At 64.0% G+C, this 15,982-nt stretch carries 15 protein-coding genes; 9 read left to right on the forward strand and 6 right to left on the reverse strand.

The window, feature by feature from the left end:
* Positions 1-6 precede the first annotated feature (6 nt).
* Positions 7-804 carry a hydroxymethylpyrimidine/phosphomethylpyrimidine kinase gene (locus ACF8MI_RS21640; protein WP_104833893.1) on the reverse strand — a complete coding sequence of 266 codons (798 nt, stop codon included), beginning with the start codon at positions 802-804 and terminating at the stop codon, positions 7-9.
* Between the two features lie 265 nt (positions 805-1,069).
* On the opposite strand from ACF8MI_RS21640, the gene ACF8MI_RS21645 reads away from it, so the two are divergent.
* The 4 genes from ACF8MI_RS21645 (at position 1,070) to ACF8MI_RS21660 (ending at position 7,104) form a co-directional block, all read left to right on the forward strand.
* A complete protein-coding gene (locus ACF8MI_RS21645; protein WP_200928828.1) occupies positions 1,070-3,058 on the forward strand; it encodes a hybrid sensor histidine kinase/response regulator in 1,989 nt (662 codons plus the stop codon).
* A gap of 115 nt (positions 3,059-3,173) precedes the next feature.
* On the forward strand, positions 3,174-4,826 hold the full coding sequence (locus ACF8MI_RS21650) for an acyl-CoA dehydrogenase family protein (protein ID WP_060498501.1): 1,653 nt from the start codon (positions 3,174-3,176) through the stop codon (positions 4,824-4,826).
* A gap of 175 nt (positions 4,827-5,001) precedes the next feature.
* A complete protein-coding gene (gene amn, locus ACF8MI_RS21655) occupies positions 5,002-6,465 on the forward strand; it encodes an AMP nucleosidase (protein ID WP_060498500.1) in 1,464 nt (487 codons plus the stop codon).
* 6 nt (positions 6,466-6,471) lie between these two features.
* Positions 6,472-7,104 carry a pseudouridine synthase gene (locus ACF8MI_RS21660; RefSeq protein WP_060498499.1) on the forward strand — a complete coding sequence of 211 codons (633 nt, stop codon included), beginning with the start codon at positions 6,472-6,474 and terminating at the stop codon, positions 7,102-7,104.
* Positions 7,105-7,155: 51 nt separating this feature from the next.
* Here the strand turns inward: ACF8MI_RS21660 and ACF8MI_RS21665 are convergent, their stop codons facing one another.
* Together ACF8MI_RS21665 and ACF8MI_RS21670 are read right to left on the reverse strand one after the other, a co-directional pair.
* Complete coding sequence (locus tag ACF8MI_RS21665) at positions 7,156-7,359, reverse strand: DUF2788 domain-containing protein (protein ID WP_003249787.1); 204 nt, start codon at positions 7,357-7,359, stop codon at positions 7,156-7,158.
* 53 nt (positions 7,360-7,412) lie between these two features.
* Entirely contained in the window at positions 7,413-7,889 is a 477-nt protein-coding gene (locus ACF8MI_RS21670) for an Lrp/AsnC family transcriptional regulator (protein WP_016712159.1), read from the reverse strand.
* A gap of 395 nt (positions 7,890-8,284) precedes the next feature.
* Here ACF8MI_RS21670 and ACF8MI_RS21675 point away from each other — a divergent pair, with 395 nt between their 5' ends.
* Positions 8,285-9,115: a DUF6515 family protein gene (locus ACF8MI_RS21675; RefSeq protein ID WP_060498497.1), complete on the forward strand. Its 831-nt coding sequence runs from the start codon at positions 8,285-8,287 to the stop codon at positions 9,113-9,115.
* Between the two features lie 3 nt (positions 9,116-9,118).
* Here the strand turns inward: ACF8MI_RS21675 and ACF8MI_RS21680 are convergent, their stop codons facing one another.
* Both ACF8MI_RS21680 and ACF8MI_RS21685 read right to left on the reverse strand, forming a co-directional pair.
* Positions 9,119-9,988, reverse strand: coding sequence for a cation diffusion facilitator family transporter (locus ACF8MI_RS21680; RefSeq protein ID WP_060498496.1), 870 nt, complete (start codon positions 9,986-9,988; stop codon positions 9,119-9,121).
* Positions 9,989-10,012: 24 nt separating this feature from the next.
* The gene (locus tag ACF8MI_RS21685; RefSeq protein ID WP_200928827.1) at positions 10,013-10,432 is read right to left on the reverse strand and encodes a polyribonucleotide nucleotidyltransferase; all 420 of its coding nucleotides are present in this window, start codon (positions 10,430-10,432) and stop codon (positions 10,013-10,015) included.
* Positions 10,433-10,549: 117 nt separating this feature from the next.
* Between ACF8MI_RS21685 and hrpB the strand changes: the two genes are divergently transcribed.
* Positions 10,550-13,078, forward strand: a complete 2,529-nt coding sequence (gene hrpB / locus ACF8MI_RS21690; protein ID WP_104833898.1) for an ATP-dependent helicase HrpB — start codon at positions 10,550-10,552, stop codon at positions 13,076-13,078.
* Between the two features lie 18 nt (positions 13,079-13,096).
* Here the strand turns inward: hrpB and ACF8MI_RS21695 are convergent, their stop codons facing one another.
* Positions 13,097-13,753: a YciC family protein gene (locus tag ACF8MI_RS21695; RefSeq protein WP_156867666.1), complete on the reverse strand. Its 657-nt coding sequence runs from the start codon at positions 13,751-13,753 to the stop codon at positions 13,097-13,099.
* Positions 13,754-13,918: 165 nt separating this feature from the next.
* On the opposite strand from ACF8MI_RS21695, the gene ACF8MI_RS21700 reads away from it, so the two are divergent.
* The 3 genes from ACF8MI_RS21700 (at position 13,919) to ACF8MI_RS21710 (ending at position 15,852) form a co-directional block, all read left to right on the forward strand.
* On the forward strand, positions 13,919-14,680 hold the full coding sequence (locus ACF8MI_RS21700; protein WP_060498492.1) for a DUF2076 domain-containing protein: 762 nt from the start codon (positions 13,919-13,921) through the stop codon (positions 14,678-14,680).
* Between the two features lie 65 nt (positions 14,681-14,745).
* The gene (locus ACF8MI_RS21705; RefSeq protein WP_156867665.1) at positions 14,746-15,237 is read left to right on the forward strand and encodes an NYN domain-containing protein; all 492 of its coding nucleotides are present in this window, start codon (positions 14,746-14,748) and stop codon (positions 15,235-15,237) included.
* 9 nt (positions 15,238-15,246) lie between these two features.
* Complete coding sequence (locus ACF8MI_RS21710) at positions 15,247-15,852, forward strand: PolC-type DNA polymerase III (RefSeq protein ID WP_060498491.1); 606 nt, start codon at positions 15,247-15,249, stop codon at positions 15,850-15,852.
* Positions 15,853-15,982: the final 130 nt, after the last annotated feature.

Here is a 15,982-nt window from a genome sequence, read left to right on the forward strand (position 1 = left end):
CTCGTATCAGGAGCAGAAGTCCAGGGGCAGGCGACGCGGCACGTACTGGCCTTTGCCCAGCTGTTCGGCGTCACGCAGGGTGCGCCAGGTGTAGTCCAGTGCGCTGCGTACGGCGCTTTCCAGTTGCTCGCCAAGGGCCAGGCGGCCGGCCAGGGCGCTGGCCAGGGTGCAGCCTGAGCCGTGATAGCTGCCCGGCAGGCGCTGGCAGGTCCAGGTGTGGTGCTTGCCGTCCTGGGTGTACAGGCGGTTGTGGATTTCGTCTTCGTCGCCGTGACCGCCGGTAATCAGCAGGTGTCTACAGAACGGCAAGAGTTTCTCGGCACACGCGTCGGCGGTGCCTTCGGGCAGTTCGGCGAGGATGCGCGCCTCAGGCAGGTTCGGCGTGGCGATGGTCGCCAGTGGCAGCAGGCGTTCGCGCAGGGCGTAGCCCACTTCGTCCTTGCCCAGGCGGCCACCGCCACCGGCACGCAGCACCGGGTCGCACACCAGCGGCAGGTGCGGATGGGCAGCCAGCAGCTCGGCCACGGTGTCGACCATCTCGATCGAGCCGAGCATGCCCAGCTTGACGGCGGCCACCGTGGAGTCGGCCAGCACGGCATTGGCCTGGGCCAGTACCCACTCGCGGTCGAGCACGCGGAAGTCGGAAACGTTGACGGTATCCTGCACAGTCAGGGCGGTCACGGCGGGCGCGGCGTGACAGCCTTGGGCGATCAGGGCTTCGATATCTGCCTGCAAGCCGGCGCCGCCACTTGGGTCGTGGCCGGAGAGACAGAGGACAACGGGGCGGGAGCTGTAGGTATTCATGGTCGGCGAGCTTACCACCAAACCTGTTTGGGCGGATCGTCCGACAAACGAGTTTTGTTGATCAATCGGTCAGAATTATTTGTTGAGTTCTTCTGAAAGTATTGATTTAGAGCCTTTTTCTTGATTTTTGATATGGCCGATTGCCAGGTTGCGAAGCTATGCTAGAGTGCTCGGATAACTCGACAAACGGGTTCTGCAGGATCACGTCGTCTCAAACGGATGGGAGGCAAACGCGACGCGACCGGACAGACCATGCTGGGGCTGTATGCGCTATTTGCTGATTGTGCTTCTGGGCTTGCTGCCCGTGCTGGCTGGAGCGGTCGATTTCGACAGCGCTACGCAGCACCTTCCATTGGGCAAGGCCATGCAGGTGTATGAAGACCTTGATGGCAGTGCCAGCATCGCCCAGGTCAGTGCCCCCGGGTTCGCCAAACATTTCCGCCCCCACGATAAAGACGTGCTGAATGCCGGTTACTCCACCTCGGTGTTCTGGCTCAAGGTCGAGCTGCGCCCGGTTGCCGCGCCCGGCGCTGCCCCTCGGCAGTGGCTACTGGAGCTCGCTTACCCGCCGCTGGACCACCTGGAGCTGTATTTGCCTGATAGCGGTGGCGGCTACCGCCTGGCGCAGCGCACCGGCGATGCCTTGCCGTACGACAGCCGGCAGATCCGACAGAACAACTACCTGTTCGAACTGCAGTTGCCGCCAGGCGAGGTGACCACCGCCTACCTGCGCCTGCACAGCCAGGGCTCGGTGCAGGCACCGCTGGCGCTGTGGTCCCCTGAAGCCTATATGGAAGAGCAGCCCACGCGCCTGTATGTGCTGGGGATGATCTACGGCGTGTTGTTGGTGATGCTGGTGTACAACCTGTTCATCTACCTCAGTGTGCGGGACGTCAGCTACCTCTATTACATCCTTTACATCGCCTCGTTCGGTTTCTATCAGGTGTCGGTGAACGGTGCGGGTGTCGCTTATTTCTGGCCGGACAGCCCCTGGTGGGCGAATGCCTCGACACCGCTGTTCATCGGTGCGGCAGGCCTGTTCGGTTGCCAGTTTGCCCGGCATTTCCTGCAACTGGACAACATCAGTCGTGGTTGCGACCGGTTGCTGCAGTTACTGATGCTGGGCGGTGCGCTGGTCATGGTGATGGCGATGAGCGCGCCCTACGGTATTGCCCTGCGCATGGCCACGCTGCTGGCCTTGCTGTTTACTGTGAGCATCTTCAGTGCGGGGCTGTACGCCTGGTGGCGGGGCTTGCGCGTGGCGCGCTGGTTCATCATCGCCTGGACGGCCTTCCTGCTCGGCGGGCTGGTCAACACGCTGATGGTGCTGGGGTACCTGCCGAACGTGTTCATCACCATGTATGCCAGCCAGCTGGGTTCGGCGCTGGAGGTGGCACTGCTGTCGCTGGCGCTGGCCGACCGCATCAACAGCCTGCGCGAGCAGCAGGCGCAAACCTTGCGCGAAACAGGACGCACGCTGGAGCAGTTGAACCTGCAACTGGCCAGGAGCAACCGGTTGAAGGATGAGTTTCTGGCCAGCGTGACCCACGAACTGCGCACCCCGATGAATGGCGTGATCGGCTCGCTGGAACTGATGCACACCCTGCCGATGGAGGCCGAGATGGCCCAGTATCACCGCACGGCGGTGGGGTCTGCGCAGGGGATGATGGACATGGTCGATGCCATTCTCACCTTGTCTGAATTGCAGGCCGGCCGCCTGCGTGCGCAGCCGGCGCCGTTCAGCCTGCGCACACTGTTGCAGGGGTTGCGCGCCGGTTATGCCGGGCAGGCCTTGGGCAAAGGCTTGTACCTGAGCCTGGATATCCCGGCTGACCTGCCGGATGCGCTGGAGGGCGATGGAGAGAAATTGGCCCGCTGCCTTGGCTGCCTGGTGGAGAACGGGTTGAAGTTCACCCACCAGGGCGGGGTGATGATCCAGGTGCGCGGGCGCCGGGTAGGGCCGGGGGATCTGGCGTTGACCTTTACGGTCAGTGACAGCGGGATTGGTTTTGATGACCTTGAGCAATCGACCCTGTACCAGCGGTTCTTCCAGGTGGATGGGTCGATGACCCGGCGCTATGGCGGGTTGGGGATTGGCTTGTCGATCTGCCGGCAGATGGGGGAGTTGCTGGGGGCGCGGTTGGCGCATGAGTCGACGCGCGGGTTGGGGAGCCGGTTCGAGTTGAGCTTGAACATGGCGATTTCGCAGGTGCAGATGAGCCCGAGCATTCTGCAGGCGCGGCGTTCGCTGTAACGCCGATGGCCTCTTGGGCACCCCACCACACGTTTAGTCATTAATGTCACTTTGACGGAACAGCACGGGGTGCTTCACTGGGGGCTTCACGCCTACCCGGATCCAGGAGCCCCCGATGAACCTGCACCAGTACGCTGAAACCCACGAAGTCACCAACCAGCCTCCGCCCCTCGACGGCGCCAACCTCTACCGCCTCGACCTGCCGCTGCAGGAATGGTCCCGGCGTTTCGGTGCAGGCTGGGCCGAGTCGCGGATCGACGCCTACGGTGCCCTGGCTGGCGGCCCGCTGATGCAGGCCGGTTTCCTGGCCAACGCACACAAACCGGAATTCATCAGCCACGACCGCTACGGTCATCGCATCGACCTGGTCGAGTTCCACCCCGCCTACCACGAACTGATGCGAACGGCCGTCGAACACGGCCTGCCTTCTTTGCCCTGGGCCGAGCCCCGCGCTGGTGCCCATGTGGCGCGGGCTTCCATGACCTACCTGCACAGCCAGGCCGAGGCCGGGACCGGTTGCCCGCTGACCATGACCTTCGCCGCCGTGCCGGCGCTGCGCCTGCAGCCCGAGCTGGCCGAATACTGGCTGCCGAAAATCCTGGCCTGCGAATATGACCCGCGCAACATCGGTGACCGGCACAAGGCGGGGGTTACCCTGGGCATGGCCATGACCGAGAAGCAGGGCGGCACCGATGTGCGCGCCAATACCACGCGGGCCTATCCGGTGGGGGCACCCGGCCCGGGCCAGGCCTACGAGCTGGTGGGGCACAAGTGGTTCTGCTCGGCGCCCATGTGTGATGCCTTCCTGACCCTGGCCCAGACTGAAAAAGGCCTGAGCTGCTTCCTGCTGCCGCGCCATCGCCCGGACGACAACCGCAATCAGTTCTACATCCAGCGGCTGAAGAACAAGCTCGGCAACAGCTCCAATGCCTCCAGCGAAGTAGAGTTCCGGGGGGCGCTGGCGTGGATGATTGGCGAGGAAGGGCGGGGCGTGCCGACCATCATCGAGATGGTGGCCATGACCCGCTTCGACTGCATGGTCGGCTCCAGCGCCTTGATGCGCCAGGCGCTGACTCAGGCGGCTCACCACTGCGCGCACCGCAAGGTCGGTGGCCGGGTGTTGAACGAACAACCGCTGATGCAGAACGTGCTGGCCGACCTGGCCCTGGAAAGCGAGGCCGCGCTGGCCCTGAGCCTGCGCATGGGGCAGGCGCTGGAACAGCCCGACGACCCGCAGCAGGCGCATTTCGCCCGGCTGGTCACGGCCGTGGGCAAATACTGGATCTGCAAGCGAGCGCCGGCCATGATCAACGAGGCAGCCGAATGCCTGGGCGGTGCGGGTTATGTGGAGGACAGCATCCTGCCTCGGCTGTACCGCGAAGCACCGGTCAACTCGACCTGGGAAGGCTCGGGCAATGTGCAATGTCTGGATGTGCTGCGGGCCTTGTCCAAGGAGCCGGGCGTGCTGGACGCGTTGTTTGCCGAACTGGGCGATGGGCAGGGTGACCCCCGGTTGGCAGCGCACATCGGTAACCTCAAGGGGGCGTTTGCCGACACGGGCGACATGCAGTACCGGGCGCGGCAGTTGACGGAGGACATTGCCCTGGCGTTGCAGGCCAAGCTGTTGCTGGAGGCGGGGAACGCGGTGGTGAGTGATGCCTTTATCGGTAGCCGGCTGACAGCTGGTGGCCGGGTGTATGGGGCATTGCCGCGGGGTGTGGATGTTGAGGCTTTGGTGGCAAGAGCAACACCCGTCTGGGAGGGCTGAGTTGGCCTCTTAGCGGGCGCGCCCGCTCCCACAGAAACCGCGCTGATCTCAGGGTTGCGAATATCGTGTGGGAGTGGGCGTGCCCGCGAAGAAGCCAACACCGATCAATGGGGATGTATTTACCCAAGAAGGCAGGCAAGATGGTTCACATGCATGTCCAGACAGGAAGCACAGTGTGAGCCACGCTTTTGTAGTCGTTGATACACCCGAACAGGCCGTCGACCGTCTGGCGGCCTTGCATGAACAGGCCACCGGCGCCCTGAGCCAGGCCCTCAAGCGTTACCTGAAGGACCGTACCGAGCCAGGCGCCGATGAGCGCGACCTGTTCCGCTACCCGGCACTGCGCCTGACCTACCACAGCCACGGCGAAGTGGCCGCCACCACGCGGGCCTACGCCAAGGTCCAGGTGGCCGGCACCTACAGCGTTACCGTCACCCAGCCAGCCGCGTTCCGTAGCTACCTGCTGGAGCAACTGCGCCCATTGATGCACGACTACACCGTCACGGTAGAGGTCGGCGTCAGCGAGCAGAACATCCCTTACCCCTACGTGGTCGACCAGGGCGACGAGCTGGCCGGTAGCGGTATTACCGCCGCGCAACTGGCGCGTGTGTTCCCCAGCACCGACCTTTCGGCCGCCACCGACAACATCGCCGATGGCCTGTACGATTGGGACCGTGCCGAAATTTTCCCGCTGGCGCTGTTCGATGCCGCCCGCGTCGACTTCTCGCTGCGCCGCCTGGTGCACTACACCGGCAGCGACTGGCGCCATGTGCAGCCATGGATCCTGTTGACCAACTACCACCGCTATGTCGACCAGTTCATCAGCCATGGCCTGGAGCAGCTGCGTGACGACCCGCGTTTCGTGCGCATGGTGCTACCGGGCAATGTGGTGATCGAAAAGGGCATGGACCACGGTGAAACCCAGGCGCTGGTGGCCAGCGTGATCTGGCACCGCTACCAGATGCCGGCCTACCACCTGATTGCCGCCGATGGCGACGGCATCACCCTGGTCAACATCGGTGTCGGCCCGTCCAACGCCAAGAACATCACCGACCACCTGGCCGTGCTGCGCCCACACTGCTGGCTGATGATCGGCCACTGCGGCGGCCTGCGGCAGTCGCAAACCATCGGCGACTATGTGCTGGCGCACGCCTACATGCGCCGTGACGGCATTCTCGACCGGGTGGTACCGCCGAACATCCCGATCCCGGCCCTGGCCGAAGTGCAACTGGCCTTGCAGGAAGCCGCAGCCCAGGTCACCGGCGAGCGTGGCGAGCAGTTGAAGAAGCGCCTGCGCACCGGCACCGTGCTGACCTACGACGACCGCAACTGGGAGTTGCGCTGGGCTCAGGAACGCCCGCTCATCAACCTGTCGCGTGCCGTAGCCGTGGACATGGAAAGCGGTACCATCGCCGCCCAGGGTTATCGTTTGCGCGTGCCTTACGGCACCCTGCTGTGTGTGTCTGACAAGCCGCTGCACAGCGAGATCAAGCTACCGGGTTCGGCCAACGCCTTTTACAACCGGGCGGTCAGCCAGCACCTGAAGATCGGCATCGCCGCGCTCGACTTGCTGCGCACCGAGCTCAACTCGCTGCACTCGCGTAAACTGCGCAGCTTCGATGAGCCGCCGTTCCGCTGAGGATCCATGTCACTGCCACCCCGTAACAAGCCGCGCCGCCCCCAGGCGCGGCCTGCCACCGGCCCACGTCGCCAGCCCAAGGCGCCACCCGCCGAGCCGCGTCTGATCCTGTTCAACAAACCGTTCGACGTGCTGACCCAGTTCAGCGACGGCGACGGGCGGGCGACGCTCAAGGACTTCATCGACATCCCGGGCGTGTACCCGGCAGGGCGGCTGGACCGCGACAGTGAAGGCTTGCTGTTGCTCACCAACGATGGCGGGCTGCAGGCGCGCATTGCCGACCCCAAGCACAAGCTGGCCAAAACGTACTGGGTGCAGGTGGAGGGTGAACCGAGCGACGAGCAGTTGCAGCGCTTGCGTGATGGTGTGGAGCTGAACGATGGGCCTACCTTGCCCGCCGAGGCACGGCGGCTGGACGAACCCGAGCTGTGGCCGCGCAACCCGCCGGTACGGTTTCGCAAGAGCGTGCCGACCAGCTGGCTGGAGCTGGTGATCCGCGAAGGGCGTAACCGCCAGGTGCGGCGGATGACGGCGGCGGTGGGGCTGCCGACCTTGCGCCTGGTGCGGGTGCGGATCGGGGATTGGGCGCTGGATGGGCTGGAGCAGGGCTGCTGGCGCGAAGTCCCCGCCAAGCTTTAGTTTCGTTCAAGGGCCTATTCGCGGGCGTGCCCGCGAATGGCCCTGAAGTTTCTACACGCCTTCGAGAAACCCCACCACCACGCTTTTGATGATAAAGGCCAACACCCCCAGCCCCAGCACGAAGAACAGGATCAACGTACCGAACTTGCCGGCCTTGGACTTTTTCGCCAGGTCCCAGACGATGAAACCCATGAAACCGATCAGCACGGTGACCAGGATGATCATCATCCATTCTTCGAATACGGCGGGATCCATCGGTGTTCTCCAGGCAGTCTGAGCAGCCGATTATACGCCGGCTGCCATGGCAATTAACGCAGGTGGGTCAATGGCATCTCGGTACTGGCCAGCACCTGGTTGAGCACGAAACTCGAACGCACGCTGGTAACGCCTTCGATACGTGTCAGGCTGCCTAGAAGCAGTTTCTGGTAGTGGTCCATGTCGGGTACCACCACCTTAAGCTGATAGTCGGCATCCATGCCGGTGACCAGGCTGCATTCGAGCACTTGTGGCAGGTTGCGGATGGCTGCCTCGAAGGTCTCGAAGCGCTCCGGGGTGTGACGGTCCATGCCGATCAGCACGTACGCGGTCAGGCTCAGGCCCAGCTTTTTGCGGTCGAGCAGGGCTACCTGGCGGGAGATATAGCCGTCGTCCTCCAATTGCTTGACCCGACGCGAGCATGGCGAAGGCGACAGGCCGATGCGTTCGGCCAGCTCCTGGTTGGAAATGCGCGCATCGCGCTGCAATTCGGCGAGGATGCTCAGGTCGTAGCGGTCAAGTTTGCTCATGGCATTTGCCTTTTCTGTTCGTATTGCGGCGAATTATCAATCCAGGGTGAAAAATTGCGCAAGTGCTATTTATCCGAGCAATATTCGCAATCCTCTGCCGCAACCTGTCCGGTATCTTTATCACCAGAATCACTGCCCGGACATCAGTCCACGGCGACGCGCCCTAGGCGGGCGGTCGCGGCCAGCCATCCAACAGGATCTGCAGGCCCCCGGGCTACACACCCTCCAGAAGACGGTGTGAGGTGAGCCGGCGCCACAAGTGCCGAGCACGGACGACAATTCCTGAAGGGAGGCCCTGCGGCCTCCCTTTTTTCATGTCTGGAAATTTAATTGGCCTGCGTGACGGGCGCGGTAGACTGGCTGTGGTTGCAGTATTTTCTACCGAGAGGAATACCATGAAGTCGCGCATCTGGCAGTCGGCAGGTGTTGGTTTGCTGGGTTTGAGCATCAGCCTCGGGGCACTGGCCGAAGGGCCGGGCGAGGGGCATGGCGAGCGCGGCCAGCAGGTGCAAGGCGAGGGCTGGCCTGGCCGCCCGCTCAACTCGCGCGATGAAGTGCGCCAGACCCAGCCGCCGCGCCAGGGTTATTACCAGGACATTCCCCATCGCCATGGCGACGACCACCACTGGCAAGCCGGTGGCCCACGGCCCGGTGGTGACTGGCAGGGGCGCCCGGATGGCCATGGCAATGGCTGGGGGCCTGGGCCCCAGTATCGTCCGGGCCACACCATTGATCATTTCCCCGACCGTTACTGGAAAGTGCCCTACCGTGGCGCGGATTACTTCTATTCCGGTGGCTACTGGTACCGCCCACACGGTGGCAGTTACATCGTAGTGGCCCCGCCCTACGGCGTACGGGTCAGTTACCTGCCTTCCTATGCGCGTGAGGTCTGGCTGGGAGGGGCGCTGTTCTTCCTGGTGGCCGATACCTATTACCAGTACCTGGCGGACAGCCAGGAGTATGTGGTGGTCAACCCGCCCGTTGCTGCACCGGCGCCTATGCCGGTAGCACCGTCAAACGGCGGGTATGACGTGGTGGCTTACCCGATGTATGGGCAGGGGCAACAACAGCAGGACCAGGACCGCTACCAGTGCCATCGCTGGGCGGTGAGCCAGTCTGGCTTCGACCCCGCGACGGCGACGTATGCACAACCTGCCAATGTGCTGGACAACTACCGACGGGCGCTGGGGGCTTGCTTCAGCGGGCGAGGCTACAGCATCAACTGATCGCTATACCGGGTCTGCATGCACCATCACATCCGCCTGTGGATAACGCTGGCGGATGACCTTTGATGCCTCAACGCACAACCCGTGCGCCTCATGCAGCGGCAACTGCCCCGGCAGCTCCAGGTGCAACTGCACGAACCACTGGTTGCCCGATACCCGCGTGCGCAAGTCGTGCACGCCTTTCACGCCGGGAATGGCCAGTACCAGGGCGGCCATGCCTTCACCAACATCGCCGGGCAGTTCCTTGTCCATCAGGATCGCCGTACTTTCGCGGGCAATCTGCAGCGCGCTCCAGAGGATGTAGCAGGCTATGCCAAGGCCGAACAGCGCATCCAGTTGCGGCCAGCCAAAACGCGCCAGCAACAGGGCCAACAGGATGCTGCCGTTCAGCAGCAGGTCCGAGCGGTAGTGCAGGGAGTCGGCCCGCACGGCGGTGGAGCCGGTCAGGCGAATGACCTTGCGCTGCAAGGCCAGCAGGGCAAGGGTCAGCGCCAGTGACAGCAGCATCACGGCAATACCGATACCGGTACCGCCCAAGGGTTGCGGTGTGTGCAGGCGTTCGGCTGCCTGCACGCCGATCAGCACTGCACTGACGGCGATGAACAGCGCCTGCGCCATGCCTGCCAGCGCTTCGGCCTTGCCATGGCCAAAACGGTGGTCGTCGTCGGCCGGTCGCAGGGCGTAATGGACGGCCAGCAGGTTGAGAAACGAGGCAACGGCATCCAGTGCCGAGTCGGTCAGCCCGGCCAGCAGGCTAACCGAGCCGCTCAGCCACCAGGCCAGCGCCTTGCTCAGTACAAGGATGCTGGCCACCGTCAGTGATGCGCGGGTGGCCAGGCGTAGCAGGCGCTGGTGTTCAGCCGGGGTGATCATCCGTGGTCAATGTCCGTGTGGGTTTCAGGCTGCCGGCACCAGGCCAAGGCTGGCCAGTTGCTCGACGCTGCCGCGGTGCTGGATCAGCCTTGGGTCGTTCAGCGGCAGGCGTTGGCCCAGCTCGCTTTCAAGAATGGCCTGCAGCTTCAGGTTGTCGACCTTGCCGTCGGGGCTGACGGCTTCTTGCAGCTTGGCCGGGTCGACCTGGGCGGTGCGGCCACCCGGGTAGTAGATGGCGCCCGTGGCGAAGTCGATGCCGAAGGCGATCAGGCCCGGGATCACGTAGAACAGGATGCCAATGGCGTCCATTGCGGCAACCACAGGGTCGATCTTGCCGCCGATCTGGCCGCGCCGGTCTGGATAGAAAATGGTGCCGCAGGCCGTCAGTTGGGTCAGCAGTGTGGCGATGAGGGTGCCACCGATGACGCGGGTCGAGATGCGCATGTAAATCTCCGAGAAGGTATTCAGCAGGGCAAGCGAAGCGCCTGCGCCTGAAGCTTAAGACCATGATAGAGCAGGCTGGGTTCGCCGTTATACTCCCGAGACTGTTCGAGGACCACCATGATTTCATTACCGATCGATGCCGTCTTGCCCGCCTTGCGCCAAGCCTTGGGAAAACGTGACGAAGCCGTGCTCGAAGCCCCCCCCGGCGCCGGCAAGACCACCCGCGTGCCGCTGGCGTTGCTGAACGAGCCGTGGCTGGCCGGGCAAACCATTCTCATGCTGGAGCCCCGGCGCCTGGCGGCGCGTGCGGCCGCCGAGCGGCTGGCCAGCGAACTGGGCGAGCAGGTGGGCCAGACCGTGGGCTACCGCATTCGCCTGGACAGCAAGGTTGGGCCGAACACCCGCATTGAAGTGGTAACCGAAGGTATCCTCACCCGTCGCTTACAGGCAGACCCGGCGCTGGAAGGCGTGGGCTTGCTGATCTTTGACGAATTTCATGAACGCAGCCTGGACGCCGATCTGGCCCTGGCGTTGAGCCTGAATGGCCGCGAGTTGCTGCGTGACGACCCGCCGCTTAAGATTCTGCTGATGTCCGCCACCCTGGAAGGCGAGCGCCTGTCGCGGTTGCTAGACGATGCCCCGGTGGTCAGCAGTGAGGGCCGCATGCATCCAGTGGATATCTGCTGGGGGCGGCCTTTCCAGCCGGGCGAGTTCATCGAGCCACGGGTGGTGGACAGCGTGCTGCAGGCGCTGGCCGACCAAACCGGCAGTGTGCTGGTGTTTCTGCCGGGCCAGGCGGAAATCCGGCGTGTGCACCAGAGCTTGCAGGAGGCACTGGGCGAGCGCCCCGAGATTTTGTTGTGCCCGCTGCATGGCGAACTCGACCTCAACGCCCAGCGCGCCGCCATCGACCCGGCGCCTAAAGGCCTGCGCAAGGTGGTGCTGGCCACTAACATCGCCGAGACCAGCCTGACCATCGACGGTGTGCGTGTGGTGATCGACGCCGGCCTGGCCCGGGTGCCGCGCTTCGACCCCGGCAGTGGCATGACCCGTCTGGACACCCAGCGCATCTCCCGTGCCAGTGCCACCCAGCGCGCCGGCCGTGCCGGCCGTCTGGAGCCGGGCGTGTGTTACCGCCTGTGGTCCGAGGCCCAGCATGACCAGCTGGCGGCATATGGTAGCGCCGAGATCCTCCAGGCCGACCTAGCTGGGCTGGCCCTGCAACTGGCGCGCTGGGGGGTTGCACCTGACCAGCTGAGTTGGCTCGATCAACCGCCCAATGCGGCGTTTTCCCAGGCCCAGGACCTGCTGGCGCGGCTGGGGGCATTCAAACCGGGCAGCCGCGACAACCTCAGCGACCACGGCCAGGCCATGGCAGAACTGCCGGCCCACCCCCGTATCGCCCATTTGTTGCTGCGTGGCCAGTACCTGGGTTTGGCCACCATGGCCTGTGATGTGGCAGCGTTGCTTGGCGAGCGGGATATCCAGCGCGGCGGCGGTGCCGACCTGCACAGTCGGCTGGCCCTGGTCAGCGGCGAGAGCAAGGCCAGCCGTGGCGGCCAGGGTGGCGTGCAGCGCGCCCGACAGTTGGCACGCCAATACCGTGGCCTGTTGCGCGGTAAGGCCGGGGCCGCCGTTGCCGACCCCGATCATCCGCGTTGGCTTGGCGCCTTGCTGGCGCTGGCCTATCCCGACCGGGTGGCGCAGCAGCGCCGTGAAGGGGGCGCCGAGTATCGCCTGGCCAATGGCCGCGCAGCCTTGTTCGGCGAGGTCGATGCGTTAATGAAAAGCCCATGGCTGGTGATCGCCGATCTGGGCAGCCGTCAAGGCCAGCGCGAAGAACGTATCTACCTGGCGGCAGAATTCGACCCGACATTGCTTGATGACGTGCTGGCCGAACAGGTAGAGCGGGTTGATCTGCTTGATTGGGATGAGCGTGAGCAAGTGCTGCGTGCCGAGCGCCAGACCAAAGTCGGGGAGCTGATACTTAGCCGAGAGCCGTTGACTGGCTTGAGTGACGAAGCGCGCGCCAAGGCACTGCTTGGCCTGGTACGGCGCAAAGGCCTGAACCTGCTGACCTGGACTCCGGAGCTGCGCCAGTGGCAGGCGCGGGTGGCACTGCTACGCCAGCTGGACCTGGACAAGGACGGGCAAAGCGAATGGCCTGACCTGGGTGACGAAGCATTGCTCGCCAGCCTGGAAGACTGGTTGCAGCCCTATCTGGGCAAGGTATCGCGCCTCAGTCACTTTGCCGCGCTGGACTTGCCGTCGCTACTGCGCAACCTGTTGCCCTGGCCATTGCCGCAACGTCTGGAAGAACAGGCCCCAGCTCACCTGGCGGTGCCATCGGGCTCGAATATCCGCCTGGACTACAGCGAATACCCGCCGATTCTCGCTGTGCGCCTGCAAGAGTTGTTCGGCCTTGCCGACACCCCGCGCATCGCCAATGGCCGGCAACAGGTCAAGCTTCACCTGTTGTCACCGGCGCGTCGGCCGGTGCAGGTAACCCAAGACCTGGCCAACTTCTGGCGTACGACCTATGCCGAGGTTAAAAAGGATTTGAAGGGGCGCTATCCGAAACACTATTGGCCGGACGACCCGCTGGTGGCCGAAGCCACGGCGCGGGCCAAGCCGCGGGGTACCTGATCAGGCTGGGCCGGGGCATCACGCCCCGGCTTCCCCCTCCAGCAGCATGAACAGGCGGTAGAGCACCACAGTGCTGAACAGCTGCAGGAAGCCGCTGAGGCTATCCATGCCCAGCTCCATGCCGGGTGATGGCTCGGGGAAGGCCATCAGCAGCAGCCCGTCGATCAGCCAGATCGGGGCCAGCACCGCCACCACGCAGATCATGATGCGCATGAAGTGCCCGGTGGTCATGGCTGCGCTTTCGCGCATCGCCTGCACCACTGGGCGGCCGCGCAGCACCAGCAGGTACTCGGCAAACACCAGGTTGATCATGATCCACACGCCCGGGAAGATGAACAGCGCAAGGCCGGCCATGATCAGCAGCGAGCTGATGAGTATCAGCAAGGCCAACTGGGGCCACAGCTGCAAGGCGCGGGCGAACAGGTCGCGCTTGCCGATGTCCTGACCATTGCTGCGGGTGTGCAGGTAAAGGATCAATGCGGCGCTGTACAGCGGGTAGAACAGCAGGCTCACCAGCATGCCGTAGGCCGGTGATGCCTGGTCGCCCATCTGCCGGTACAGCAGCTGGGTGAGCAGGGCTTCCAGTACCACCAGCGGCAGGCACAGCTGGAGGATGTTCGGCAGGTGGCGGCGGAAGAAGTACAGGGAGTCGCGCAGAACGCTCAGCGGATTCATCAGTCAACATCGCATGGCAATAAAACAGGGGCGTAACTTTAGCCCAAAGCGGGCGTGCGGCTGTCACTTGCTGAAAAAAGTTTCACCGCGACAGTGATTGAATCCTGTGGCCGTACGCCCCATCTTTGACGCTGTCCGATGTCCCGCTACCCCACGAGGTCGCCCATGAACACTGAAGAACAATCCCTGATCGACGGCCTGTTCGGCCGCATCAAGCAAGCTGAAGACCCAAGCCAGCCGCGTGACGCGCAGGCCCAGGCGTGCATCGAGCAACACCTGCGCCAGCAGCCGGCGGCGCCGTACTACATGGCCCAGGCCATCCTGGTGCAGGAGGCGGCAATCAAGCGCCTCGACGAGCAGAACAAGCAGCTGGAAGCCGAACTGAAGCAGGCCCGTGCCCAGGCTGAGGCTGCACAGGCCAGCAGCAGTGCACAGAGCACTGGCGGTGGTGGCTTCCTGTCCAGCATCTTTGGCTCGGGTGGGCGCAATGCGGCTCCTGTCGCGCAGCCACAACAACGCCCTTCGGCGCCCCCCGTAGCATCCGGCGGTGGCTGGCGTGAGCCTTCGGCGCCGGGCTTTTCCCAGCCTCAAGCGCAGCAGCCTGGCTTTGGTGCGGCACCGGCGCGCAGTGGTGCCAGCAGCTTCCTTGGCGGCGCCATGCAAACGGCGGCCGGTGTGGCCGGTGGCGTGTTGCTGGCGCAGGGTATCAGCAGCCTGTTCAACCATAACTCGCAGCCGGAAGAGGTGGTCGAGGTGATCAAGGAAGAGCCGACACCGGCCAGTGACAGCGGCGGCTGGAACGACCAGGGCGGGCAGCAGCACGTGGCTGACAACGGGGGTTGGGGGAATGACCAGGGCGGTTATGCCGACACCGATTACGGCAGCGATGATGGCGGGTTCTTCTCGGACGACGATTCGTACGTCTGACAGGTCTGGCATACTGCTGGCATTTATGGGGGCTGCTTTGCAGCCCTCTGTATTCCAGGCCGACCATGAGGTTCAAGGTGAAAAAGATCGCGCTGTTCGCCGATGTGCAGAACCTCTACTACACCGTGCGCCAGGCTCACGGCTGCCATTTCAACTACACCGCGTTATGGGCTGACGTCAGCCGTGAAGGCCAGATCGTCGAAGCCGTGGCCTATGCCATCGACCGTGGCGACAGCAAGCAACAGCAGTTCCAGCAGATCTTGCGCAACCTCGGTTTCGATGTGCGCCTCAAACCCTTCATTCAGCGCAGCGATGGCTCGGCCAAGGGTGACTGGGATGTGGGTATCACCCTGGATGTGATCGATGCAGCCAGCCGGGTCGACCAGGTGGTGCTGGCCTCCGGCGATGGTGATTTCGACCTGCTGCTGGAGCGGGTGATCCAGCGCCACGGTACCGAGGCCGTGGTGTATGGCGTGCCTGGGCTTACCGCCTTGTCATTGATCCGCGCGGCCACCCGTTACGTGCCCATTGAAGGTAAGCTGTTGCTCAAACATTGAGGCCCTTTAATGGAACGTATTGCTGTCATCGACTTTGAAACTACCGGCATCACCCCCAGCGCAGGCTGCCGCGCCACTGAAGTGGCTGTGGTGATGCTGGAGGACGGGCGCATCGTCGAGCGCTACCAGAGCCTGATGAACGCCGGTGTACCGGTACCAGCTTTCGTTGCCGGGTTGACTGGCATCACCACCGCCATGCTGCGCAGCGCGCCGCCGGTGGACAGGGTGATGAACGAAGTGGCCGAGTTTGTCGGCGATACCCCGTTGCTGGCACACAACGCGGCGTTCGACCAGAAGTTCTGGGACTACGAACTGAGCCGCATCGGCCGTAGCCGCCGCCAGTCGTTCGCCTGCTCCCTGCTGTTGTCGCGGCGCCTGCTGCCAATGGCGCCGAACCACAAGCTGGGCACCCTGACCCGCTGGGCCGGGTTGCCGGACACCGGTACCGCGCACCGGGCCATGGCCGATGCCGAGATGGCGGCCAACCTGTTGCAACACCTGGCCGGTGAACTGCGTCAGGCCCATGGTATCCAGCAACTTTCACACGACTTCCTGTGCCGCTTGCAGAAAGTGCCCGCTGCGAAGATCCGCGAAACCCTCGCCAGATACCGGTGAAAACTGGCCCGAAACAAACGTAGGAGCGAGCGCAGCTCGCGATGCGCCGCGCGGGCGGCGCTCGATTGGCGAGGCGCCCCATACCCCAAGCCGAACGCACCAGAAGTGTGCCGCTCATTTGCACACATTC

This window comes from Pseudomonas sp. yb_9, from assembly GCF_043103635.1.
GTDB classification, from domain to species: Bacteria; Pseudomonadota; Gammaproteobacteria; order Pseudomonadales; family Pseudomonadaceae; genus Aquipseudomonas; species Aquipseudomonas monteilii.

Bases quoted from the DNA above. Each gene is read 5' to 3' on its own strand.
- ACF8MI_RS21640 (WP_104833893.1), bottom strand. From the start codon at position 804: ATGAATACCTACAGCTCCCGCCCCGTTGTCCTCTGTCTCTCCGGCCAC.
- ACF8MI_RS21650 (WP_060498501.1), top strand. From the start codon at position 3,174: ATGAACCTGCACCAGTACGCTGAAACCCACGAAGTCACCAACCAGCCT.
- ACF8MI_RS21665 (WP_003249787.1), bottom strand. From the start codon at position 7,359: ATGGATCCCGCCGTATTCGAAGAATGGATGATGATCATCCTGGTCACC.
- ACF8MI_RS21705 (WP_156867665.1), top strand. From the start codon at position 14,746: ATGAGGTTCAAGGTGAAAAAGATCGCGCTGTTCGCCGATGTGCAGAAC.
- ACF8MI_RS21645 (WP_200928828.1), top strand. From the start codon at position 1,070: ATGCGCTATTTGCTGATTGTGCTTCTGGGCTTGCTGCCCGTGCTGGCT.
- ACF8MI_RS21675 (WP_060498497.1), top strand. From the start codon at position 8,285: ATGAAGTCGCGCATCTGGCAGTCGGCAGGTGTTGGTTTGCTGGGTTTG.
- ACF8MI_RS21695 (WP_156867666.1), bottom strand. From the start codon at position 13,753: ATGAATCCGCTGAGCGTTCTGCGCGACTCCCTGTACTTCTTCCGCCGC.
- ACF8MI_RS21710 (WP_060498491.1), top strand. From the start codon at position 15,247: ATGGAACGTATTGCTGTCATCGACTTTGAAACTACCGGCATCACCCCC.
- ACF8MI_RS21700 (WP_060498492.1), top strand. From the start codon at position 13,919: ATGAACACTGAAGAACAATCCCTGATCGACGGCCTGTTCGGCCGCATC.
- ACF8MI_RS21670 (WP_016712159.1), bottom strand. From the start codon at position 7,889: ATGAGCAAACTTGACCGCTACGACCTGAGCATCCTCGCCGAATTGCAG.
- ACF8MI_RS21680 (WP_060498496.1), bottom strand. From the start codon at position 9,988: ATGATCACCCCGGCTGAACACCAGCGCCTGCTACGCCTGGCCACCCGC.
- ACF8MI_RS21660 (WP_060498499.1), top strand. From the start codon at position 6,472: ATGTCACTGCCACCCCGTAACAAGCCGCGCCGCCCCCAGGCGCGGCCT.
- ACF8MI_RS21685 (WP_200928827.1), bottom strand. From the start codon at position 10,432: ATGCGCATCTCGACCCGCGTCATCGGTGGCACCCTCATCGCCACACTG.
- hrpB (WP_104833898.1), top strand. From the start codon at position 10,550: ATGATTTCATTACCGATCGATGCCGTCTTGCCCGCCTTGCGCCAAGCC.